Here is a 22,392-nt window from a genome sequence, read left to right as displayed (position 1 = left end):
TCTGTGCGACACAGACCTGCGCAGCACACCTCTGTGTCACACACATGTGCACAGCACATATCTGCACAGCACATATCTGCGTCGCACCGCCTCGGCCACACTCTCGACCGCGACCAGCACACCAATGACCCGTGAGGAGATCCCTCGGTGAAGTTCGCCATCGTGACCTTCCCCGTCTACGACGCAATCCCGCCCGCCGACCTCGGCAGGGCGGTCGAGGACCACGGCTTCGAGTCGCTGTTCTTCACCGAGCACAGCCACATCCCGGCGTCCAGGGAGACGCCGACGCCGTGGGGCGGCGAGCTCGCCGACCGGTACTACCGCAGCTACGACCCGTTCGTCGCGCTGAGCGTGATCGCCGCGCGCACCTCGACGCTGCGGCTGGGCACCGGGATCTGCCTTGTGCCGCAACGAGATCCGATCAGCCTGGCCAAGGAGGTCGCCAGCCTCGACCACATCTCCGGCGGGCGGTTCCTGTTCGGCGTCGGCGCTGGCTGGAACCTGGAGGAGATGCGCAACCACGGCACGGACCCGCGCACCAGGTTCGCGTTGCTGGAGGACCGAATCGAGGCGATGCGGGCGATCTGGACCCAGGACGAGGCAACGCACCACGGCCCGTTCACCGACTTCGACCGGATCTGGGCGTGGCCGAAGCCGGCGCAGCGGCCGCACCCGCCGGTGCTGATCGGCGGCAACGGCGGCGGCGTGATCGACCGGGTGGTGGCGCACGGCGACGAGTGGTTCCCGCTGCTCGGCGACTTCGGCAGGCTCCGCGAGCAGGCCGCCGAGCTGCGCGAGAAGGCCGCGGCGGCGGGCCGGGGCGAAATCCCGATCACCGTGTTCGGCGGCCCGTACCACGCGGCGGCCATCGAGCAGTTCGCCGAGCTCGACGTGCACCGGCTGCTGGTCAACACGCCGGCGGCCGACGCGGAGACCGTGCTGCCGCACCTGGCGCGGGTCGCGGCCCAGGTGGCGGACCTGACGGGCTGATCCGGCTAAGGAGTTGACAACTCCAGCTAACTGCATTAGCTTTCTAGCTACCAGAACGAGCTAGGGAGTTCCGATGAGCACTCAGTTCCTGACCATCTCCGGCGGCCGCATCGCCTACGACGTCACCGGGCCCGCCGACGCGCCGCTGGTGGTGTGCACGCCCGGCATGGGCGACGTGCGGGCCGCCTACCGGTTCGTCACCCCGGCGCTGCTGCAAGCCGGCTACCGGGTGGCCACCATGGACCTGCGCGGGCACGGCGAGTCGAGCGTCGGCTGGGACGACGTGTCCTCGGCCGCCATCGGCTCGGACCTGGTTGCGCTGGTCGAGCACCTCGGCGGCCCCGCCGTGCTGGTCGGCAACTCCTACGCCGCCGCGGCGACCGTCTGGGCCGCGGCGCAGGCGCCGGACGCGGTCGTCGGCATCGCGCTGACCGGTCCGTTCGTCCGCGACGGCAAGCAGAACGCGTTCGCTCGGCTGGCCACCAAACTCGTCGGCCGCAGCGCCACCCTGTGGACGGCCTTCCACAAGACGCTCTACAAGGGCGACAAGCCCGCCGACTTCGCCGAGTACACCAAGGCACTCAAGGCGACCATGTCCGAGCCGGGCAGGATGCCCGCGCTGGCCGGCATGTTCGCGTCCTCGCACGCGGCCTGCGAGGCCCGGCTGCCCGAGGTGCGGTGCGCGACGCAGATCGTGATGGGCACCAAGGACCCCGACTTCCCCGACCCCACCGCCGAGGCGGCGTGGATCGAGCAGCAGCTCGCGCCGCGCGTCCCCTCGGTGTCGGTCAGGATGGTCGAGGGCTGCGGGCACTACCCGCACGCCGAGTACCCCGAGATCACGACGGACACGCTGCTGACGTTCCTGAAGGAGGTGCATGGTGTCTAGGGCCGGACTGTCCCAGGAGGCGGTGGTCGACGCGGCGCTGGAGCTGGTCGACCAGGACGGGCTCGACGCGCTCACGCTGGCCGCCGTGGCGAACCGCACCGGCGTGGCGACCCCGTCGCTGTACAAGCACGTGCGCAACCTGGCCGCGCTGCGCCAACTCATCGCGCTGCGGGTGTTGGACGAGCTGACCGAGCGGCTCGGCGCGGCGGCGATGGGCCGCAGCGAGGAGGACGCGATCCGCGCGCTGATGCTCGCCTACCGGCAGTACGCGGCGGAGCGGCCGCACCGGTACGCGGCCCTCCCGCAGAAGCCGCAGCCCGACGCAGCGCTGGCCGCGGCCGGCGGCCGCCTCGTCGAGGTGTTCCTGGCCGTGCTGCGCGGTTACGGGCTGACGGACTCGGCGGCGATCCACGCGACGAGGTGCGTCAGGGCCGCCGTGCACGGGTTCGTCGCGCTGGAGGTCGCCGGCGGCTTCGGGTTGCCCGAGAAGCTGGACGTCACCTACGAGAACCTGATCGACATGGTCTCCGGCGGCCTGCGCACCGGCACGTTCACCTAGCGCGGCGCGCCGTAGACGAACGCGAAAGCCTTGTCCACCAAGGCGTTCAGGTCCTCCCGGCCGGCGCAGCGGACCCACTCGTCGCGGGCCACCTCGAAGGCCGTGAGCGCGACGCCGACGAGCAAGGACGACCGCAGGTCGGTGTCGTCGTCGAGGCCGGTGCGGCGGGCGAGTTCGGCGGCCAGCTCGATCCGCCACTCGTACTGGCGGTCCAGGTAGCGGGCGCGCAGGGCCGGGGTGGTGAGGAGCAGGTTGGCCAGCGCGAGCGACTTCTCCGGATACTCGGTGAAGGTGTCGATGAGGAGCCCGAAGGCTCGCCGCAGCGCGACGGCGGGCGGCTCGCCCTCGGGCCGGCCGGCAAGCTCGGCGGTGATGTGCTGGTTCACGTCGCTGAGGGAATCGATGATCACGTCTTCCTTGGACCGGAAGTAGCGGAAGAACGTGCGCCGCGAGACGCCGGCGGCTGCGGCGATCTGGTCGATGGTGGTCTCGTCGAAGCCCTGGAAGGCAAAGGCGTGCAGGGCCGCGACGGACAGCGCGTCCCGAACGAGCTGCCGTTTCCGCTCGGCCAGCGTCGCTGGTTCCATCCGCTCAACCATCCGGACATTCTACCTTGGGTGCACTCTCCGGCGCGTCATGCAGTGTTTGACACTCAGTGCCATACTGGCCATGATGTGCCGTACACCGAGCCCCGAGGAGTAGTCATGGCCGACTGGACAGCCGACCGCATCCCAGACCAGTCCGGCAGGACGTTCGTCGTCACGGGGGCCAACAGCGGCCTCGGCTACGAGACCGCCCGCCAGCTGGCCGGGCACGGCGGCCGCGTGATCATGACGGCGCGGAACGAGACGAAGGGCCGCGAGGCCGTGGCGAAGCTGCGCGCCGACCAGCCCGACGCGGACGTCGAGCTGCGCACGCTCGACCTGGCCGACCTGGATTCCGTCAGGGCGTTCGCCGCCGACGTCGCCGAGGTGGACGTGCTGGTCAACAACGCCGGTATCATGATGCCGCCGCGATCCCTGACCAAGCAGGGCTTCGAGTCGCAGTTCGGCACCAACCACCTCGGCCACTTCGCCCTCACCGGCCTGCTGCTGCCGCGCGTGCGGGCGCGGGTGGTGACCGTGAGCTCCGGCCTGCACCGGGGCGGTTCGATCCACTTCGACGACCTCACCGGCGAGCGGAAGTACTCGCCGAGGGTGTTCTACTCGCAGTCCAAGTTCGCCAACGTGCTGTTCGCCCTCGAACTGGACCGCAGGCTGCGCGCCGAGGGTTCGGCGGTCCTGAGTGTGTTGGCGCACCCCGGATACTCGGCCACGAACCTCCAGTCGACCGGGCCGACCGGGTTGCTGAGCCTGGCCATGAAGGTGTCCAACCGGCTCATCGCGCAGGACGTGTCGATGGGCGCGCTGAACCAGCTGTACGCGGCCACGGATCCGGCGGCGAAGAGCGGTCAGTTCATCGGACCGGACGGGCGCGGGGAGATGCGCGGATACCCGCACGTCGTGCAGCCCGACCCGGCCGCGACGAGCGCCGAGACCGCGCGGCGGCTGTGGGACGTGTCAGAGAAGCTGACCGGGGTGCGCTACGCGTTTGATGCGTAGCTTATATGTTACACTTCAACCATGGATCGCAGCCTGTTCTGGGACGACCTGGCCAACAACCTGAAGGATCCCGAGTTTCTTCGCGAGTACGTCAAGGAGTCGGTGCGAATCGCCACAATTGACGCCATCATCAATACCCTCGACGAGGCCCGCGAAGCCGCGGGACTCTCGAAGGCAGAACTGGCACGAGCGATCAGTGCCCAGCCCGCCACCGTTCGCCGGCTACTGACGGCCGGAGCGGTGAACCCCACGCTGGCCACGGTCGCGGAAGTGGCTGCCGCGCTTGGCATGCGGGTCACCCTTGAGCCGTTGCCCGCCGAGGAGCGTTCCGAACTCACAGCACCTCTACTGGAAGGCCATAGCGCCAACCCTCTCGCGCTTGCTGAGCACCTTGACACCATGCGAACCCGTCACCGCACCGAGGCAAGTGTCTGAGTGAACTACGCCAACGGGCGTGGGTTGCGCTTCAGGTACTCCCTGCCCAACTCGCGCACGCCTGCGTATTCAGCCGAACTCAGCGTCGTGCGAAACGGCTTGTCCAGACCGCACACGACGACGAGCAACGGCCTCTCCACGCCTTCGGCCGCGTTGTCGAGCAGGCAGAACAGTCGGTAGTGGTGCCTGCCGGGACCATCGACGCGCACCTCGAACCAGCCGGCCATGTCACCCTTCATGGCCTCCCAGTACCCGCCTCCGGCGAACTTGTGCGGCGGTGCGGTCGCGACAGCCACGAGTCTGGCCCAGAACTTCGCCTGCACGGTGATCGGACATCCACTCAGGATGTCGCGGCCTGGGACGCTCGCTGCCGAGTCATCGTCCGGATGGCGGCGGAAATAGACGACCTGATGCGCGTCTTCACGGCTGGGTCGCGCGTGCACGACCGGAGAAGGATTCTTTCCCTTGGCACCTAGACGTTTCCTGTCCGGGCTCACGGCGTACGTCGTAGCAGCTGAGGGTTGAACGAAAACAGTCAAACATGATGAAATCACCCAAACGAGACCGCTAGCTCATGTCGAAATGGCCACCCTTGGTGGCGGTGAGGAAGCCGTCGAGGGCAGTTTGCCCGAAGGCCAGGACGGGACCGGTGGCGTTCTTGGAGTCGCGGATACCGACCACAGTGGACAGCCGCGCCAACTCGACGCACTGACCAGCGTTGGAGCCGCTGCGGCTGCTCTTGCGCCAGTCCGTGTCCGGAACGAACGCCAGCTCGACACACGCCCCACCGTTTGAGCCACTGCGGCTACTCTTGCGCCACCCCACCTCGGGTAAATAGCCCAATTCGACGCATGCTCCGCCGTTGGAGCTACTACGGCTGCTCTTGCGCCACAGCGCACGGGAGAAGTCTGGGGCAGTCATCTCGGCACCCCTTCCGGCAGTCGCCTACTTGTATGCCGACGCCAGCTTATCCATCAACTCCCGAGTGGCATCGGGATCCAGAGTTGACGTACGTAGCCGGGCGAAGACCGAGCCGTACGCGGTGAACTCCTCGGGCTCCTTGAGATAGGTCGCACCGAGCGCATCCTCCAGGTACACCATCGACAGCTTCTGCTGGGACAGCCGAAACAACATGAAGCCAGCCGGCACTGTGACCCGGTCAACTGCATCGAACGGCAACACTCGAAGCGTGATGTTGGGCCGCTTGGACATCTTGATCAGGTGCTGAAGCTGCGCGCGCATGATCTTCGGGCTGCCCTGCACTCGGTGCAACGCCGCTTCGCTCAGCACAACCTCCAACCGCAGCGACGGCCTACCCGTGCGTTTGAGTACTGCTTGGCGGTTCATCCGGGTCGCGACCTGCTTGTCGATCAGCCGCTCGTCTGCCTCCGGTTCCCAGGTCAACATCATCGACCGCGCGTACTCCTCGGTCTGGAGCAGGCCGGTCACGCTCTCCACCTCGTAGATCCGCGCCTCCGACGCATCCCACTCCACGGCAAGGAATCGTCGGAACCAGTCCGGCACGGCATCCCCCGTCGAGGCCCGTCGCCGACGCTTCGGGCGCTGCAAGGTCAGCTCGACCAGGTAGTCGATCTGCTCCGGCGAAGCCTCGTACAGCTCGCCGAGCGCCCGGATCTCGTCGGGCGTGATCCCCTGGTGCCCGTTCTCGATCTTGCTCATCTTGGGCTGCTTGCAACCGACCCGGTCGGCTGCGTCGCCAGAGGTGATACCGGCCTCCTCGCGGAGGCGGCGCAACTCGATGCCGAGCTGCGTGTTGATCAGTGCTGGATCGGGCTGGACCGACATGCGACCAGTCTGCCGAGCCAACCGAGGAACATCACCGGCATTCACGCTATCGAGCGACTTATTAGATGGAATGTTTCGCCCTAGATTCATCGGCATGAGCAGCGAAGAACTCACCACTGCCGAACACCTCAAGCTGCTGGACGCGGTCGCCGTCGACCACGCACCGCGCCTGTTCGCCATCTACGGCGTGTTCCGCAGCGACAACACCCCGACCATCGGCTGGGGCATGGACTTCGGCGAGGGCCTCGGCGCCCTCACCTACTTCCCGGACGAATCCGCGACCTGGCGCAGCAGCTCGGCCGAACGCACCCTCGAATCCAACCAGATCATCGGCGAGATGCGGCTCCGCTGGCTTCCGTCGCCTACCTAGGCGACACACCAACTGCCGGCTCCTCGACGTTCCAGCTGGAGCGTGACCTCCGGTACGGGATCCCCGGGGCTCTGCGTGAAGCCGACCACCGCAGACCCCTTCACCTCGGTCAGCAGCTTCACGTCGCGGACCTCGGCGCGCGGGTGCGTGCGGTCGACCGCCATGGACAGGTACACCCAGCCTGCCGAGTTCCCGGTGCAGTTGAAGCTCTTCACCCGGTCGGCCTTCTCGTTGGCGGCGTCCTCGTTGGCCGCCTGGACGTACTCCTGCACGAACCGCCGAAGGCCGCTGTAGGTCAGCTCCGGGTTCGCGGAGGTCGGTGGAGCGGACGTCGGCGAAGCGGAACTCGACGACGAACCCTGGGTGGGGTTGCTTGACGCACTGCCGGCGACGGCGTCCCGGCCGTTCCACCTGGTGGCCACGAGGAACACGCCGAGCAGTATCACGACTCCCACGCTCGCCACGGCGATCGCCCTGACGCGTCCGCGCTTCCCGCGCTGGCCGGTCGGCGGCAACACGTGCGAGTAGACGTTGGTGTTCGGCCGCTGGTGCACAGTGGCGTCGGCCGCCGGCACGGCCGTCAGCTGGTCGGTCTGCTCGGCGGGCGCGTGGTGGAACCTCGCGGCCTCGGCCTGCTGTGCGTCGATCATCCCGTGCACCGCCGCAGGCCACGCCCGCGCCAGGGCGGGCAGTTCCCCTGCCAGGTCAAGGAGTTCGGCCGGGCTCGGCCGCACGGTGGGTTCCTTGGCCAGGCAGGACATGACGATGCGGATCAGCCCGGTCGGGAGTCCGGTGACGACGGGCTGGCCGTGCACGATGTTGTACAGGGTCCGCGTCGCCGAACCGCCAGCGAAGGGGCTTCGACCCGTCGCCGCGAGGATCAGCACACAGCCCAGGCTGAACATGTCGCTGGACGGGGTCAGCGCGTGTCCCTCGATCTGTTCCGGGGACATGTACTCCGGGGTGCCGATGAGAAAACCGGTCTGCGTCAGGTCGCTGCCGTCCATCCCGTCGGCGGCCCGCGCGATGCCGAAGTCGATCACCCTGGGACCGTCGGCCGCGAGCAACACGTTGGAGGGCTTCAGATCGCGGTGCACCAGGCCGGCCCGGTGGATGTCGAGCAGGGCTGCGGCCAAGCCGGCCGCCAGGCGGCGCACCGACTCCTCCGGCAGCGGACCGGCCGAGGCGACCACGTCGTTCAGCGGAGGGCCTGGCACGAACACCGACGCCAGCCAGGGCGCCGGCGCGTCGGGGTCGGCGTCCATGACGGCCGCCGTGTAGGTGCCGGACACCGCGCGGGATGCGGCCACCTCACGACGAAACCGCTCGCGGAAGTCGTTCTCCGCACCGGGTTGCGCCTGCATCAGCTTGATCGCGACCAGCCTGCCGTCGGCGGTCGAACCCAACAGCACCCGGCCCATGCCGCCCCTGCCGAGTTCGGCATGCACCCGGTAGCGGCCGATGGCGCGCGGGTCGGCAGGCTCCAGCGCCTTCATCGATCTCCCTCAGCCGTGCGCGCGGATGGCGTCACACGACCGGCAGTTTGGGCTCGACGACCTCGGCGATCCTCTTGGCGAGGCCGCACAGCTCGTCGATCGAGTCCTCCGCCGCCTCCAGCGAGACCTTGGCGCTGTCCGCCTCGCCAACGGCGAACACGACCATGCAGCTGGCGATCCCGTTGTCGATCTGGAGCGCACTGTGCTTGCCGACGGTGAGGGGGACGACCTTTCCCTTGGTGCTGGCGTGGTCCTTCATCTCGTCGGCCCTGGTGGAGTCGAGGAACTGGACCGACACCGCCGCCCTGCGCGGCGGGGAGTACACGCAGGACTCACCGTGCGCGCCGGGGTGTATCCGTTCGCCGGTGCCGAGCGGGAAGGGCTGCTGGTCGGGGCCGATCATCTCGCACGAGTTCAGCGCGGCGAACACGTTGGCGCCCGAACCGATGCCGCTCTTCGGCCTGGTGCTCGATCTCGGGGTGCTCGTCGTCGGCCGTTGCTGCGCGCTGGTGGACGGTTCCGGGGTGGTCAGGGTGCCGCTGGCAGCGGGGACCGACAGGCCTGCCAGCTGGCTCCCGCAGCCGGCCGTCGCCAGCACCGCCAACGCGAACAGGGCGAACAGCGCGCTCTTCATAAGCTCCGAGATCTCCTGGTCCATGGTCTCGACGCTGCGACACGGCGCAGCAGATCGAGCCACGCTATTGGCGACCCATGAAATCTCGATGACACGGGTGGCGCGGCGACAACACCGCGATTGGCCCTAGGCGAGCGCCGCGCCGAGCCTGCGCAGGCCCTCGGCGATCTCCTCCGGCGAGTGCGTGGTGAACGACAGCCGGAGCGTCGCGGGGTCGGGCCGGGTCGCGAAGAACGGCGCGCCCGGCACGAAGGCCACGTCCCTGGCCAGCGCGCGCGGCAGCAACTCCGACGCGTCGGCCACGCCGGGCAGGCGGACCCAGACGAACATGCCGCCGTCCGGGTCGCTCCACGTGCTCCCGGCCGGCAGTGCCTCGGGCAACCCGGCCAGCAGCGCCTCCCGGCGCGGCGCGTACGCGGCCCGCAACCGGCGGATGTGCTCGTCCAGGTCGACCGCGCCGAGATAGACGCCGGCCGCGGCCTGGTCGATCGTGGACGTGTGCAGGTCGGCGGCCTGTTTGGCGACCACCAACGAGTTCGCCAGCGCGGCGGGGGCGCGCAGCCAGCCGATGCGCAGGCCGGGAGCCATGATCTTCGAGAAGGTGCCGAGCAGGATCGTGCGGTCGGCCGCGTCGTCAAGGGCCGCGATCGGCGACAGCGCCTCGCCCCGGTACCGCAGTTCGCCGTACGGGTCGTCCTCCACGATCCACAGCCCCCGGCTCGCCGCCACCTCGGCGACGGCCCGCCGACGCTCCGCCGTGAGCGTCCGGCCGGTCGGGTTCTGGAACGTCGGCACCAGGTACAGCAGCGCGGGCCGCTCACGGTCGACCAGCTCGGCCAGCGCGACGGGGTCGAGGCCGTCCTCGTCGCAGGGCACCGGCACGAGCCGCGCGCCGGCCAGCTGGAAGCACTGGAGCGCGGCGAGATAGCTCGGCTCCTCGACCAGCACGACGTCACCTGGCTCCAGCAGCGTCGTGGCAATCAGGGTCAACGCCTGCTGCGAGCCCGTGGTGATCAGCAGGTCGTCGGCGGCGGTCGGCAGGTCGCGGCGAGTGAGTCGGTCTGCGATCGCCTGGCGCAGCACGGGATCGCCCTCGGTGCGGGAGTACTGCAACGCCCGCCTCGGCTGCTTCGCGAGCACCTCGTCGAAGGCCGCGCGCAGCCCGTCGACGTCGAACAGCTCAGGCGCGGGCAGGCCGCCGGCGAACGAGATCACCCCGGGCCTGGCCGTCAGGGCGAGGATCTCCCTGACCGGGGAACTGGCGACGGCCGACAGGCGGGCGGCGGGCGGTGGCGGGGCGACACGCATCGAAACTCCCTACAGGTCAACGACACCGGCGAAGAAGCCCGCGGTTGTGTCGCGAACGACGCCGGGAAAGGTCGGGCCTGCGATCGGCGAGCCGCGCCCAGCCTACGTCGCAACGGGCGCGATCACCCCGGATTATTGGGTAGCGAACCGGTCGCGAAGTAGGCCCGGCAGACGTTGTCCCCGCTGTAGTTGGTGGAGATCTCCAGCACTCGCCGCCCATCCGCGCTCGGCAGCAGCGACGGACTGTAGTTCGGGCAGCGGTCGTCCGCCGCCTCCGGCACCGAGACCGGCGCCGTTGACTCCGTCCAGTCGCCGCGCCCGTTGGCGTCGTTGACGAACAGCGTCGTCCCGTTCCCCTTGGCGACCGCGCCGTCGGCGTCCAGCAGCACCTGGCCGATCAGTACCAGCCGCCCGCCTCGCGTCGTCTCGATGGTCGGCGCGTGGATGAAGTACCGGCCGTTCACGCTGCGCACCAACGCGCCGAGGTCGGCGGGATCGCCCCAGTCCCATCCGTCCTTGGACACCCGGAAGTAGGCGGCGCAGAAGTACTGGCCGTGCTGGGCGCACAGCTCATAGGTCATGTAGTAGTCGCCGTCGGGCAGCCTGCGCACCATCGCCATCCCCGGCCGCAGCTCGGGGTCCCCACTGACGACCGTGTCGGTCTTGCCGCTCCAGTGCACGCCGTCGGTGGACACCGTGCGGGCGAGCGTCTGGCTGTGCGCGGGTCCCTCGCTCTCGTCGGAGAAGTGGCAGACCAGCCGACCGGCCGCGTCCACCGACAGCTCCGGCTCCCACAGCTCGCCCCGGTTCGGCGACTCGGCGCAGGTCGACAGGTAGGACCAGGTACGTCCCACGTCGGCGCTGCGCCAGATCCGCAGCGACATCCGCCCGTCCGGTCCCGGGCTGTGGCCGAAGTTCCCCGTCCACAACAGGGTGCCGGCCGGCAGGTCGCCGACCTGCTGCGGCAGCTCGAACAGGTGCAGGCAGCACAGCCCCGCGCTGCCGCCGGCCGGATCGTCGACCGTGCCGACCTGCTGGAAGGACGCGCCGTCGTCCGTGCTCTCGAAGACCGCGCCGAGGCTGGCCTGACCTCGGTAGGTGGCGACGCTGGCGAGGACGCGTCCGTCGGCCGCGCCGGAATGCGCCAGCCGGATGACCCTCGGATACCGCGCCACGCTCTGGCTCAGCAACGCGGGGCCAGCCGCCGAGGCGACCCCGGCCGGAGCGGCCAGCGCGCCAAGCAGCAGCACCACGAGCAGTCCCGCCCTGACAGTTCCACCACGCATCGCTGTCCTCCGGACCGTCGTTCGTTCTGTTGGATCGCCGGATCGCCGAATCAGGTCGCCGGTAGCCGCGCGGAGGCGAACCAGGCCCGGCAGACGTGATCGGCGCCGTAGTCGGTGGCGACCTCGAGCACGTCGCCGCCGACCGGGAGCAGTGTCGAGCTGTAGTTCGGACACTGGTCGTCCCTGGCTCCCGGCACCGGGACCGGTGCCGGCATCGCCGACCAGTCGCCGATTCCGTTGCTGTCATTGACGAACACCGTCGTCCCGTTGCCCGGCGCGTGGTGCCCGTCGGACGTCCACAGCTCCTGGCCGACCAGCAGGAGCCGGCCGCCGGGAGTCAGCGCGATCGTCGGGGTGTGCATGAAGTACGAGCCGTCCCTGCCGCGCAACAGGGTGCCCTGGTCGGCCGGATCGCCCCAGTCCCACCCGTTCTTGGACAGCCGGTAGTAGGTCGCGCAGGAGTACTGCCCAAGCTGGTTGCACAGCTCGTAGGTCAGGTAGAAGTCGCCGTCGGGCAGTCGGCGCACGTTCGGCATCCCCGGCCGGACCCGCTGCTGCGGGACGGCCACGGTCAGGGTCCGATCCGTCCAGCGCACCCCGTCGGTCGACACCGTCCTGGCCATCACCTGGTTGTGCCCCGGCTCGCCGCCCTCGTCGGAGAAGTGGCACACCAGCCGGCCTGCGGCATCCACGGCCAACTCCGGCTCCCACAGCCGTCTCCCGTCGGCGGCCTCGGCGCAGGCGGACAGGTAGGACCAGGTGCGGCCCCGGTCGGTGCTCTGCCAGATCCGCAGCGACATCACCGGAACAGGCCGCGCGGCCTCGCCGAACGCGCCGACCCACAGCAGGGTGCCCGGCCGCAGCGAGCCGACCTGGCTCGGCAGCTCGAACAGGTCCGCGCAGCACACCCCGTTGTCGCCCAACGGATCGGCGATCCTACCCAGCTGGGCGAAGGACGCGCCGCCGTCCGCGCTCTCGAAGATCTCGCCGCCACCGACCCCGTTCAGGTCACGCACCACGGCGGCGACGATCCGGCCGTTCGCGGCCCCGGAGTGCGCCAACCGGATCACCCGGGGATAGTGCGCCTCGTTGGGGCCCAACACCTTCGCGGCCGATCGGCCCGCCACCGCGACCGGGCCACCGAGGACCGACGCGAGCAGCACGAGCACCAGCACGCAGCACCCGCCGAGCCCACGGCGCATCGCCGACCTCCAGTCCTCGCAAACCCTGTCGATCGACGTCGACGATAGGGCCAGGCGGCGGTCCGCGCAGGTCAGGCCTTTTCGAGGTACTCCGCGCGTTCCTCGTCGACCAGGTCGCCGACCATGCCGGCGAGCCCAGGGTGCGCGGCGAGGTCAGGATCCTCGGCGACGACGCGCTGCGCCTCCACCCTGGCCTCCTCGATCAGCTCGGTGTCGCGCAGCAGCGACAGCATCTTCAGCGCGGACTTCTTGCCGGACTGCGCCGCGCCGAGGATGTCGCCCTCGCGGCGCAGCTCAAGGTCGAGCTGGGCGAGTTCGAAACCGTCCAGAGTGGACGCGACCGCGTCGAGCCGGTCCCTGGTCGGCGTGCCGCCGAACGCCTCGGTGACCAGCAGGCACAGCCCCGGCGCGCTGCCCCGGCCGACCCGACCGCGCAGCTGGTGCAGCTGGCTGACGCCGAAGCGGTCCGCGTCCATGATGACCATGGCGGTCGCGTTCGGCACGTTCACGCCGACCTCGACGACGGTAGTAGCCACCAGGACGTCGATCTCGCCGGCCGCGAAGGCCCGCATCACCGCGTCCTTCTCGTCGGCCGGCAGCCTGCCGTGCAGGATGCCGATCCGCAGGCCCTTCAGCGGTCCCTCGGCCAGCGCGGGCGCGACGTCGGACACGGCGAGCGGCGCCCTGCGGTCCGAGCCGGTCTCGGCAGGCGGCTCGCCGTCGGGTCCGTCCGGGTCGACGTCCTCGCCGACCGAGGCCTGTTCGCCGATCCTCGGGCACACCACGTACGCCTGGTGCCCCGCGGCGACCTCCTCGCGCACCCGCTGCCACGCGCGGTCCAGCCAGGCCGGCTTCTCCGCCACCGGCACCACGGAGGTCTTGATCGGCGACCGGCCCTGCGGCAGCTCGCGCAGCGCCGAGACCTCAAGGTCGCCGTACACGGTCATCGCCACGGTGCGCGGGATCGGCGTCGCCGTCATCACCAGCACGTGCGGGCTGCCGTCCTCGCCGGACCGGCCGCGCAGCGCGTCCCGCTGCTCGACGCCGAAGCGGTGCTGCTCGTCGACGACCACGAGCCCGAGTTCCGCGAAGGACACCTTGTCCTGGATGAGCGCGTGGGTGCCGACCGCGATGCCGGTGGCGCCGGAGGCGACGTCCAGCATGGCCTGCTTGCGCTGCGGCGCGGACAGCGAACCGGTCAGCAGCGTCACCTTCGTCGCCTGGTCCGCCGAGCCGAGCTCGCCGGCCATCGCGAGGTCGCCGAGCATCTCCCGCAGCGAGCGGGCATGTTGCGCGGCAAGGACTTCCGTCGGCGCGAGCATCGCGGCCTGCCGGCCGGCGTCGACGGCCTGGAGCATCGCGCGCAGCGCCACGATCGTCTTGCCGGAGCCGACCTCGCCCTGGAGCAGCCGGTTCATCGGGTGCCGGCCGGACAGCTCGGTCTGAACGACCTCTCCGACCTCGCGCTGGCCCTTGGTCAGCTCGAAGGGCAGCCGCTGGTCGAACGCGTCGAGGATGCCGCCGGGCCGGCGGGGGCAGGCCCGCGCCGGCTTGTCGGCCGCCGCGCGGCGGCGCTGCGCGAGCGCGAGCTGGACGGCCAGCGCCTCGTCCCACTTGAGCCGCTGCCGCGCGCGCTCCACGGCGGGCCAGCCGTCCGGGAGGTGGATCTCGCGCAGGGCGTCGGACAGATCGGCCAGGTGAAAGCGTTTGCGCAGCTCGGCAGGCAGCGGATCCTCTGTTCCGTCCCAGGTGGCCAGGACCTGCTCGACGCAGCGGGCCAGCACCCAGGACGGCATGTCCTTGGCCGCCGGATAGACCGGGATGAGCGCCTTGGCGAACTCCTCGACCTGCTGCTGGTCGTCGTCGTTCTCCAGCAGCTGGAAGTCGGGGTGGGCGAGCTGGAGGGTCTTGTTAAACGCGGTGACCTTGCCGGCGAACAGGCCCTGCCGCTCGGGCAGCAGCTTGTCCATGTCCCTGACGTGCTTGAAGAACACGCAGCTCAGCGACCGTTGGCCGTCGGTGACGATGACCTCGGTGAGCGTGCCCCTGCGCTGCCGCATCGGGCGCTTGGTCACCTTCAGCACCTTGGCGAGGACGGTCGCGTGCTCACCGATCTCCAGCCCGGCGATGTTGGTCAGCTCGCCGCGCTCGGCGTAGCGGCGCGGGTAGTGGCGCAGCAGGTCGCCGACCGTGCCCAGCGTGAGGGCGGTCTCCAGTGCCTTGGCCGTCTTGCCGCCGAGCAGCGGCTCGAGCCTGTCCTCGAACGAAGTCATCGGGGTCGATTCAATCAGTACGCCCCGACAGGCGCGTCGGTCAGTCGCCGTGCCGGGCACTCCCCGCGCACGATCGGGTCACTCCACGCCGAACAGCAGCAGGGCGTCGGGCTGGCCGCCGACGTACGCCGTCAGCTCGACCCCGGGGTGGCTGGCCCGCAGATGCTGCTCGAGCGTCTCGGCCAGCCCGTCGGGCGCGTCGCCGCCGAGCAGCGCGGTGACCAGCTCGCCGCCGCCGCCGAGCATCCGGTCCACCAGCCGGCAGGCCGCGTCGGACACGTCGTCGGCGTCGGCTGGCCCCGCCTCGATCAGCACCACCTCGCCGTCGAGCAGGCCGAGCAGGTCGCCGGGCTGACACCGGCCGACCCAGGTCAACGCCTCCCTGCCGGACACGGTCAGCTCGCCGCGCCGGGTCGCCGCGGCCGCCTCAGCCATCGCCACTGCGTCGTCGTCCGCCCGCCGGCCGGGGTCGTGCACGGCCAGCGCGGCCAGCGACTGGACCGGCGAGGACGTCGGCACGACCAGCACGTCCTGGCCCGCCTCCATCGCCTGCCGCCTGGCCTCCTCGGCCAGGTCCACCAGCTCGGTGTCGCCGGGCAACACGATGACCTGGCTGGCCCGCGTGCCGCTGATCACGGCGAGCAGGTCGGCCTCGGTCACGTCCCCCGCCGCGCACAGGTCGAGCGCGACGGCGCCCTCGCCGCGGAACAGCTCGGCGGCCCCCGCGCCCCGCACCAGCGCCACCACGACCCGCTCCGACACGAACCTGGCGGCCTGCGCGGCGATCTGGTCGGCGAAGCGCGCCACCGTGATCCGGTGCGGCCGGCCCGTCCTGATCCCGGCCTCGATGGCCGCGCCGATGTCGTTGCAATGCACGTGCACGGTCCACAGCTCGGCGCCGTCGCCGACGACCGACACGCAGTCGCCGAGCGCGCCGAGCGCGCCGCGCAGCCCCTCGACACTCTCCTCGACCCCGTCGAGCAGGTACATCACCTCGTAGTCGTACTCGGCCGACCCGCCCTCCCGGCCCGTGGTCAGCGACTCCTGCGTCCGTGGCAGCACCGCGTCGGCGATCCGCTCCGCGCGGGGTTCCTCCCGGCCGGTCACCACGGCGGCGAGCGCGTCGAGCAGCACCACCAGCCCGCGCCCGCCCGCGTCGACCACCCCGGCCCTGGCCAGCGCGGCGAGCTGGCGGGTCGTCTCGGCCAGCGCCGTTGCCGCGGCACCCGCCGCCGAGGTGACCACGTCGTCCAGCTCGTCGGACGCGCTGTCGGCCGCCGCGTCGGCCGCGGCGTGCAGCACCGTCAGCACCGTCCCGACGGCCGGCTCGGCCACGGCAGCGGTGGCCAGCTCGTCGGCCCTGCGCAGCGCGCGGCGCAGCCCGGCCCCCGACGCGGTCGACGTGCCCTGCAACACCTCGGCGAGCCCGCGCAACACCTGCGAGACGATCACCCCGGAGTTGCCGCGCGCGCCGGCCAGCGCGCCCCTGGCCATGGCGGCGACCGCGGGACCGACCGAGGAGGACGCCTCGGCGGGGGCCCGCATCAGCGCGTCCAGGGCCGAGCGCATGGTGTGCAGGAGGTTGGTGCCCGTGTCGCCGTCGGGCACCGGGTAGACGTTGATCCGGTCGATGGCCTCGCGCTGGCTGTCCAGCGAGCGCACGCACGCATCGGCCCACCTGCGCACCGCCGCCGCGTCCAGCGCCTGCACCACGCACCGACCTCCCTGCCGTGGAATACCGCCGGGTCACCGCGAGCGTAACGACTGCCGCGACGACCCGGTTTGGCTGCGCCGCCCGCGACCGGTTACCCTGTCTGGGTTGCCCGGCCCGGCTGAGGCTTGTGCACGCATTCGCGTCCGCCTGGGCGTTGAGTACAGCTTGAACAAACCTGAAGGAGTCTGACGTGGCTGCCGTCTGCGACGTCTGTGGCAAGGGACCGGGCTTCGGTCACAACGTTTCGCGCTCGAACCGACGCACCAACCGTCGGTGGGACCCGAACATTCAGAGCGTGCGCGCGAAGGTTACTGCTACGCAGCGCCAGCGTCTGAACGTGTGCACCTCCTGCCTGAAGGCCGGCAAGGTCGTCCGCGGCTGACGCCGCCCCCTGAACACAGCCCGAAGCGGCCCGGACGGTTCTCCGTCCGGGCCGCTTCGCTGTGGCCAGACCTAGTGGCCGCAGCGACGAAAAGTGTGACGCAGCCCCCAATTCTCATCGCCGCGCGCGGCCCGACGAGGGTGGGTGCCCCGAGCCGCCGACGACGCCCGGTCAGCCGAGCCCGGTCAGCAGGCTCCTCGCCGCGGCCACGGTGTCCGGCAGGGTGTCGTGCACCGGCAGGCCGGGACGGGCGTGTGAGAGCTGGAGCAGCACGTCCTGGCGGCGCGGGTAGGCGGGGTCGACGCCGACCGCGATGGGCCGGTCGCTGTGCGCGAGCCAGCCAAGCTCGTACAGGGCGATCGGCTGCACCGACAGCGCCGGATCCGAGGCGGGGAACCAGAACAGCACCGAGCTGGCGATCGCCAGGTGGCGGTGTTCCCAGTCGATCTGTTCGACCTCGCCGTCCGGGTCGCCCATCGGGAACGCGGCACGCCTCGGGTTGAGCAGCACGACGTCGAGGTCGGCCAGCGCGGCGACGACCTCGTCCTGCCACGGCGGGCAGTGCATGATGCCGCCGGCGAGGAACAGCGTCCGCCCCGGACCGGCGAAGTCGACCGGGGCGGTGAGCACGCTCCCCGTCATCTAAGGAAGCTTCCAGTCCAGCGGCTCGGCGCCCTGCTGCACCAACAGCTCGTTGGCCCGGCTGAACGGCCGCGAGCCGAAGAACCCGCCGCTCGCGGACATCGGGCTTGGGTGCGCGGACTCGATGCAGGGCAACGGATCCAGCAGCGGCCGGAGGTTGCGGGCGTTGCGGCCCCACAGGATCGACACCAACGGCGCGTCCCGCGCGGCCAGGGCGCGGATCGCCTGCTCGGTGATCTCCTCCCAGCCCTTGCCCTGGTGCGAGTTGGAACTGCGCGGCGTCACCGTGAGCGCCCTGTTGAGCAACAGCACGCCGCGCTCGGTCCACGGGGTCAGATCTCCGTTGGACGGCACCGGATAGCCGAGATCCTCGGTGTACTCGCGGTAGATGTTGATCAGGCTCTTGGGGATCGGCCGAACGTCGGGCGCGACCGAGAAGCTGAGGCCGACCGCGTGCCCCGGCGTCGGATACGGGTCCTGGCCGACGATGAGCACCCGCACCTGGTCGAAGGGCTGCTGGAACGCCCGCAGCACATGTTCCCCGGCCGGCAGGTACGTCCGGCCTGCGGCGACCTCGGCGCGGAGGAACTCCCCCATCGCCGCGATGCGGTCCGCCACAGGGGCCAGTGCCTCGGCCCAGCCTGCTTCCACGACTTCGTTCAGAGGACGCGCCACCCGAAAACAGTAGCGCCAAGGGTTTCCGGCCGAGGACCCCGGCCTACTCAGGCCACGGCACGAGCGACGCAGGTCGCGCACATCGGTGCGTGGTCGGCACCGACGGCCAGGCGTCGCCTGCCGGCGCCCAGCTGCCTGAGGTCGGCGAGATCCTTGTTGCGCCCCAGGCGTTCCTTCCAGCGGCGGGTGTCCTCCAGCGACATGACGCAGAGGCCCCCGACGCGGTCCGCGCGGTCGAACAGGTCGTCCTCGACGAGCCAGTCGGGGAACCAGCCGTTGAGGATCTCGATCGAGCCGCCGGCCACCTTGACGGTGCTGCGCCCTTGGTAGGGCGCGGCCTCGACGGATCCCAACCGCTGCGCCATGGTCCACGCCGGGCCCCGCGCCAGCACGTCGAGGTCCGCGATGCGGTGCCGGAACCCGTGCAGCAGCAGGGGTGCGCTGCCCGCGACGAGGAAGTCGCCCTGCGGGAGACCAAGGCCGCGCAGACGCCGGAACAGGAGCTGCCGCGTCATCGTGTCGAGCGGGTCGAACGACGGGTGCGTGTTCCGGCGTCTGCTCATGTGCTGCTTTCCGCGTCCCTTTCAGGATCCCGCTCAGCGCCCGAAGGCACCGATGACGGCGGCCACCGAGCTGACGAACGTCGCCAGGGCGACGACCACCGTTGCCACTCTGGCCGGGGCGGCCTTGGCCACCCTCGCCAGCACGAACCAGGCGAGCCCCACCACGGCTAAGACGACCAGCACGCTGGCCAGCACCACGACGATCTGACGGTCCATGAGCAACCCTCCACCTTTGCCGAGCCTGTTCTCGACCGGAGGCGTGGACCGTCGATGCCCTGGTAGTGGAGCGGATCCACGCTGATCGAGGTGGCGCCAGCGTAATCCCGGGCGGGTGGCGTGCCTAGGCATCCGGCGAAAGAACCTCGAAAAAGAGCCACTTCTACAAGGTGTGTGGGCTACGAGACGGGTATAACCCTCGCTCGCCGCAATTGTGCAGATCTCATACTTTTACAAGGTTCCCTGACGACCGGCCAGGCTAGCCTCCTACTGCTGACGCCTCGCGTCTTTGCCGAGCCTGGTTGCCAGTATCGAGGCAGGCCTGTGGGGGTGGTAGCCCGCAGGCCTACCTCACCCAGACGCGCCGGCCTCTGCCCGAGGCGCGCGCGGTCAGCCCGTCTGCTCCGCCATGGCGTTCAACGCCACCTCGTCGCGCACGACGATCCGCCGGTAGCCGGTGTCGATGGCGCCGCACTCCCGAAGTACGCGCAGCGCCTTGTGAATCGCCGCGTCGGACGCGCCGACCAGGGCGGCCAGGTCGGCCTGCGACAGCGGCACGCCGATACCCAGCAGGCCGTCCCGCTTCTCCCCGTAGGACATGCTCAGCTCCCGCAGCACCTGCGCCAGGCGCGCGACCACCGTGTAGCTGCCGGCCGCCACCCGCGCGCTCGTGGCCGACCGCAGCTTGGCGGAGAGGGCTCGCATCATCTCCAGGCTCGCCACGGGATGCCCGGCGAGGAAGCCGAGGAAGGCCTCGCCCGTGATGATCACCGCCCTGGTCGGCACGGCCGCGACGACGCTGGCGCTCCTCGGTGCGCTGTCGATGGGCGCCAGCTCGCCGATGATGTCACCGGCGACCCGGATGGCGAGCAGGGTCGTGTGACCACCCTCCGTCGTGGCGGTCACCTTCACCATGCCGGTCATCAGGACCAACACGTGAGTCGACGTCTCGCCTTCCCGAACGAGGGTTGTCCCGGCGGGAAACGAGCTGACCCGCCCCTGCATGAGCAACGCGGACCGCACGCTGTCGGAGAGCCGCCCGAGCAGGCTGCCTGCGGGCCAGGCGTCGGCCTCGCCGGACACCGGAGCCGCCGAGGCCTCGACCCCGGTCAGCTCGTCCGGCGAGTCAACATGAGCGCCCACGATGCCCTTCCGCGCAGGTCCGAGACGTCGTCATCGCCTCCAGATTAGTACTGAGACCTAGTCGAGGCGGCGCAGCTTCTCCCGGTACGTGGCGATGTTGCGCACGTACTTGTCCACCGCGAACTGCCACGCGCCCTCGGGCACGACATAGCCCTCGCGGATCTTCGCCGGCACGCCTAGCGCCATCCGCCGCTCGGGCACATGCCCCTCGAAGGACACCACCGCGCCGGCGCCGACGATCGCGCCCGTCTCGACCACGGCGCCGTTGAGCACCACCGAACCCGAGGCGATCAGGCACTTGTCGGCGATGGTCGCGCCCTCGATGTGCACGTTGTGGCCGATCACGCACTCCGCGCCGACCAGCACCGGGTGCACCTCGATGCAGTGGATCACCGTGCCGTCCTGCACGCTGGTCCGCGCCCCGATCTCGATCCGCCCGTAGTCCCCGCGCAGCACGGCCTGCGGCCACACCGAGGCGTGCGCGTGGATCCGCACGTCGCCGATGACCGTGGCGTCGGGGTGCACGTAGGCGTCCGGGTGAATGACGGGCGTGTACTCCCCGAGCGCGTAGATCGCCACGTGTCCTCCTCGGCCGGCCCATCGGGCCACCAGTTGTAGCCCATGGGACGCAACGACACCCGGCCGGACCGGTTACTCCAGGAGTTTCGCGAAGCAGCGGCTCTCCGGGTGGTCCTTGTAGTGCCCGAAGCTCGGAATCCGCGCGTACCCGGACGAGGCGTACAGCGCGAGGGCCTCCGGCTGTTCCGTGCCGGTCTCCAACACGGCCCGCCGCCTGCCCGCGGCCAGCGCGGTCCGCTCCAGCTCGGCGAGCACCGCCCTGGCCAGGCCCCTGCCGCGCGCCGCGGGCACCACGTACATCCGCTTCCACTCGGCGTCGCCGACCTGGAAGTCCGGGAGCGGGCCGTCGTGCGCGCGCCAGCCGCCGCAGCAGACCGGCTCGTCGTCGAGGTAGCCGACCAGGAACAGGCCGTTCGGCGAGGCGAACTCCGCCGGGTCGACCGGAGTGACGTCCTGGTCGCCGTAGCGGCGCACGTACTCCTGCTGGACCTCGGCGATCAGCTTCGCCGCGTCGGGATGGTCGTAGGCGGTCGTCCTCAGCTCCACGGCCGTCACAGTAGGTGTTTCGCCGGGACAACGACCAGACCCTGATCCCAACGCACTAGCGCCAGTGCTCCCAGCCCGCCGGCTTCTCATAGGCGATGCCGTCGACGGTGACACCGGAGCCGTGCCGGACCGTGCCGATGGTCCGCCAGCCCTCCGGCACGCCGCGCGGGTCGGGGAAGGTCGCGGCGAGCGCGTGGTCCTCGCCGCCGGTGAGCACCCAGTGCCGGGGGTCCGCGCCGAGCGCGGAGGCCACGTCCTGGAGCCGGGGGTGCACCTCGAGCAGATCGGTGCGCAGGTCGATGCCGATGCCCGAGGCCACGGCGATGTGGCCGAGATCGGCGAGCAGCCCGTCGGAGACGTCCACCATCGCGGTCGCGCCCGCCGCCGCGGCCTGCGGCCCCGCCGCGTACGGCGGCTCCGGCACCCGCTGCGCGCCGACCACCGCGACCGGCGACCGGAAGCCCCTGCCGAGCACGGCGAGCCCCGCGGCGGCCCAACCCAGCCGGCCGCATACCGCGACGACGTCGCCGACCTGGGCGCCCGCCCTGGTGACCGGAGCGGCGCCGTTGAGACTGCCGAGCGCGGTGATCGAGATCACCAGGGTCTCGCAGGTGACCATGTCACCGCCGACCACCCCGGCCCCGGCCACGGCGGCCTCCTGCCACATACCGGCGGACAGCTCGTCCACCAGTGTCGCGGGAGTGTCGGCCGGGCAGCCGAGGCCGACGAGTAACGCCGTCGGCGTCGCGCCCATCGCGGCGATGTCGGCCATGTTGACGGCCACCGCCTTGCGTCCGACCTGCTCGGGAGTCGACCAGTCCAGCCTGAAGTGGACGCCCTCGACGAGGACGTCGGTGGTGGCCACGACCCGCCCGTCCGGCGCGGCCACGACTGCGGCGTCGTCGCCGGGACCGAGCAACGTGCTGGGCGGCTGGATCCTGCCCTGCGTCACTCGACGGATGAGACCGAACTCACCCACTCCGGCGACGGTGTCCGCGTTCTGCGGCGCGTCCGGACGCAAGACTGCCTCCCATCCTGAGCATTCGGACCCCCGACTGGGGTACGTTGCTGCTCACGTTCCTA

Annotated in this window: 26 protein-coding genes; 7 read left to right on the top strand and 19 right to left on the bottom strand. The window is 70.7% G+C overall.

From position 1 onward, the window contains the following. Positions 1-147 precede the first annotated feature (147 nt). The 3 genes from F0L68_RS32715 (at position 148) to F0L68_RS32705 (ending at position 2,438) form a co-directional block, all read left to right on the top strand. Positions 148-990: an LLM class F420-dependent oxidoreductase gene (locus F0L68_RS32715; RefSeq protein ID WP_149853735.1), complete on the top strand. Its 843-nt coding sequence runs from the start codon at positions 148-150 to the stop codon at positions 988-990. A gap of 73 nt (positions 991-1,063) precedes the next feature. After that, positions 1,064-1,879, top strand: coding sequence for an alpha/beta fold hydrolase (locus tag F0L68_RS32710; RefSeq protein WP_149853734.1), 816 nt, complete (start codon positions 1,064-1,066; stop codon positions 1,877-1,879). Continuing rightward, complete coding sequence (locus F0L68_RS32705) at positions 1,869-2,438, top strand: TetR/AcrR family transcriptional regulator (protein ID WP_149853733.1); 570 nt, start codon at positions 1,869-1,871, stop codon at positions 2,436-2,438. Before F0L68_RS32710 ends, F0L68_RS32705 begins: the two co-directional genes overlap by 11 nt. Here F0L68_RS32705 and F0L68_RS32700 read toward each other — a convergent pair. Beyond that, the gene (locus tag F0L68_RS32700) at positions 2,435-3,037 is read right to left on the bottom strand and encodes a TetR family transcriptional regulator (RefSeq protein WP_223199336.1); all 603 of its coding nucleotides are present in this window, start codon (positions 3,035-3,037) and stop codon (positions 2,435-2,437) included. The genes F0L68_RS32705 and F0L68_RS32700 overlap by 4 nt on opposite strands. 105 nt (positions 3,038-3,142) lie before the next feature. Here F0L68_RS32700 and F0L68_RS32695 point away from each other — a divergent pair, with 105 nt between their 5' ends. Both F0L68_RS32695 and F0L68_RS32690 read left to right on the top strand, forming a co-directional pair. Continuing rightward, positions 3,143-4,039 carry an oxidoreductase gene (locus F0L68_RS32695; RefSeq protein ID WP_149853732.1) on the top strand — a complete coding sequence of 299 codons (897 nt, stop codon included), beginning with the start codon at positions 3,143-3,145 and terminating at the stop codon, positions 4,037-4,039. A 21-nt stretch (positions 4,040-4,060) separates the two neighbouring features. Continuing rightward, entirely contained in the window at positions 4,061-4,474 is a 414-nt protein-coding gene (locus tag F0L68_RS32690; RefSeq protein WP_149853731.1) for a helix-turn-helix domain-containing protein, read from the top strand. A 5-nt stretch (positions 4,475-4,479) separates the two neighbouring features. Here the strand turns inward: F0L68_RS32690 and F0L68_RS32685 are convergent, their stop codons facing one another. The 3 genes from F0L68_RS32685 to F0L68_RS32675 all read right to left on the bottom strand — a co-directional run bounded on the left by F0L68_RS32685 (position 4,480) and on the right by F0L68_RS32675 (position 6,280). Further along, the gene (locus F0L68_RS32685; protein WP_223199335.1) at positions 4,480-4,971 is read right to left on the bottom strand and encodes a hypothetical protein; all 492 of its coding nucleotides are present in this window, start codon (positions 4,969-4,971) and stop codon (positions 4,480-4,482) included. A 70-nt stretch (positions 4,972-5,041) separates the two neighbouring features. Then, complete coding sequence (locus F0L68_RS32680) at positions 5,042-5,395, bottom strand: DUF397 domain-containing protein (RefSeq protein WP_149853730.1); 354 nt, start codon at positions 5,393-5,395, stop codon at positions 5,042-5,044. 24 nt (positions 5,396-5,419) lie between these two features. Further along, positions 5,420-6,280, bottom strand: coding sequence for a helix-turn-helix domain-containing protein (locus F0L68_RS32675; RefSeq protein ID WP_149853729.1), 861 nt, complete (start codon positions 6,278-6,280; stop codon positions 5,420-5,422). 94 nt (positions 6,281-6,374) lie between these two features. Here F0L68_RS32675 and F0L68_RS32670 point away from each other — a divergent pair, with 94 nt between their 5' ends. Next, positions 6,375-6,650, top strand: a complete 276-nt coding sequence (locus F0L68_RS32670) for a hypothetical protein (protein ID WP_149853728.1) — start codon at positions 6,375-6,377, stop codon at positions 6,648-6,650. Here F0L68_RS32670 and F0L68_RS32665 read toward each other — a convergent pair. From F0L68_RS32665 to F0L68_RS32635, 7 genes are all read right to left on the bottom strand, one after another. Next, positions 6,647-8,146 carry a serine/threonine-protein kinase gene (locus F0L68_RS32665; RefSeq protein WP_149853727.1) on the bottom strand — a complete coding sequence of 500 codons (1,500 nt, stop codon included), beginning with the start codon at positions 8,144-8,146 and terminating at the stop codon, positions 6,647-6,649. The genes F0L68_RS32670 and F0L68_RS32665 overlap by 4 nt on opposite strands. 31 nt (positions 8,147-8,177) lie before the next feature. After that, a complete protein-coding gene (locus F0L68_RS32660; protein WP_149853726.1) occupies positions 8,178-8,804 on the bottom strand; it encodes a DUF3558 family protein in 627 nt (208 codons plus the stop codon). 102 nt (positions 8,805-8,906) lie between these two features. After that, positions 8,907-10,088 carry an aminotransferase-like domain-containing protein gene (locus tag F0L68_RS32655; RefSeq protein WP_149853725.1) on the bottom strand — a complete coding sequence of 394 codons (1,182 nt, stop codon included), beginning with the start codon at positions 10,086-10,088 and terminating at the stop codon, positions 8,907-8,909. A gap of 122 nt (positions 10,089-10,210) precedes the next feature. Further along, entirely contained in the window at positions 10,211-11,374 is a 1,164-nt protein-coding gene (locus tag F0L68_RS32650; RefSeq protein ID WP_149853724.1) for a sialidase family protein, read from the bottom strand. Positions 11,375-11,424: 50 nt separating this feature from the next. Further along, complete coding sequence (locus tag F0L68_RS32645) at positions 11,425-12,576, bottom strand: sialidase family protein (RefSeq protein WP_149853723.1); 1,152 nt, start codon at positions 12,574-12,576, stop codon at positions 11,425-11,427. A gap of 71 nt (positions 12,577-12,647) precedes the next feature. Further along, the gene (gene recG, locus F0L68_RS32640; RefSeq protein ID WP_149853722.1) at positions 12,648-14,849 is read right to left on the bottom strand and encodes an ATP-dependent DNA helicase RecG; all 2,202 of its coding nucleotides are present in this window, start codon (positions 14,847-14,849) and stop codon (positions 12,648-12,650) included. A gap of 78 nt (positions 14,850-14,927) precedes the next feature. Then, positions 14,928-16,562 carry a DAK2 domain-containing protein gene (locus F0L68_RS32635; RefSeq protein ID WP_149853721.1) on the bottom strand — a complete coding sequence of 545 codons (1,635 nt, stop codon included), beginning with the start codon at positions 16,560-16,562 and terminating at the stop codon, positions 14,928-14,930. A 191-nt stretch (positions 16,563-16,753) separates the two neighbouring features. On the opposite strand from F0L68_RS32635, the gene rpmB reads away from it, so the two are divergent. Then, positions 16,754-16,945, top strand: a complete 192-nt coding sequence (gene rpmB / locus F0L68_RS32630; protein WP_149853720.1) for a 50S ribosomal protein L28 — start codon at positions 16,754-16,756, stop codon at positions 16,943-16,945. Positions 16,946-17,116: 171 nt separating this feature from the next. On the opposite strand, the gene F0L68_RS32625 is transcribed toward rpmB, so the two are convergent. The 8 genes from F0L68_RS32625 to F0L68_RS32590 all read right to left on the bottom strand — a co-directional run bounded on the left by F0L68_RS32625 (position 17,117) and on the right by F0L68_RS32590 (position 22,330). Then, a complete protein-coding gene (locus F0L68_RS32625) occupies positions 17,117-17,587 on the bottom strand; it encodes a nucleoside 2-deoxyribosyltransferase domain-containing protein (protein WP_149853719.1) in 471 nt (156 codons plus the stop codon). Then, positions 17,588-18,262 (bottom strand): uracil-DNA glycosylase, encoded by a 675-nt coding sequence (locus F0L68_RS32620; RefSeq protein WP_223199334.1) that lies wholly within the window; start codon positions 18,260-18,262, stop codon positions 17,588-17,590. It abuts the gene before it with no gap. Between the two features lie 47 nt (positions 18,263-18,309). Beyond that, the gene (locus F0L68_RS32615) at positions 18,310-18,825 is read right to left on the bottom strand and encodes a hypothetical protein (protein ID WP_188316950.1); all 516 of its coding nucleotides are present in this window, start codon (positions 18,823-18,825) and stop codon (positions 18,310-18,312) included. A 33-nt stretch (positions 18,826-18,858) separates the two neighbouring features. After that, positions 18,859-19,041, bottom strand: a complete 183-nt coding sequence (locus tag F0L68_RS32610; protein ID WP_149853718.1) for a hypothetical protein — start codon at positions 19,039-19,041, stop codon at positions 18,859-18,861. 390 nt (positions 19,042-19,431) lie between these two features. After that, entirely contained in the window at positions 19,432-20,184 is a 753-nt protein-coding gene (locus tag F0L68_RS32605; RefSeq protein ID WP_149853717.1) for a Crp/Fnr family transcriptional regulator, read from the bottom strand. Positions 20,185-20,241: 57 nt separating this feature from the next. Next, positions 20,242-20,763, bottom strand: coding sequence for a gamma carbonic anhydrase family protein (locus F0L68_RS32600; protein ID WP_149853716.1), 522 nt, complete (start codon positions 20,761-20,763; stop codon positions 20,242-20,244). 72 nt (positions 20,764-20,835) lie between these two features. Then, the gene (locus tag F0L68_RS32595) at positions 20,836-21,309 is read right to left on the bottom strand and encodes a GNAT family N-acetyltransferase (protein ID WP_223199333.1); all 474 of its coding nucleotides are present in this window, start codon (positions 21,307-21,309) and stop codon (positions 20,836-20,838) included. Between the two features lie 55 nt (positions 21,310-21,364). Continuing rightward, a complete protein-coding gene (locus F0L68_RS32590) occupies positions 21,365-22,330 on the bottom strand; it encodes a thiamine-phosphate kinase (protein ID WP_149853714.1) in 966 nt (321 codons plus the stop codon). Positions 22,331-22,392 lie beyond the last annotated feature (62 nt).

Source organism: Solihabitans fulvus (assembly GCF_008386585.1).
GTDB classification, from domain to species: domain Bacteria; phylum Actinomycetota; class Actinomycetes; order Mycobacteriales; family Pseudonocardiaceae; genus Solihabitans; species Solihabitans fulvus.
This window is presented reverse-complemented; position numbering and strand designations above follow the sequence as displayed.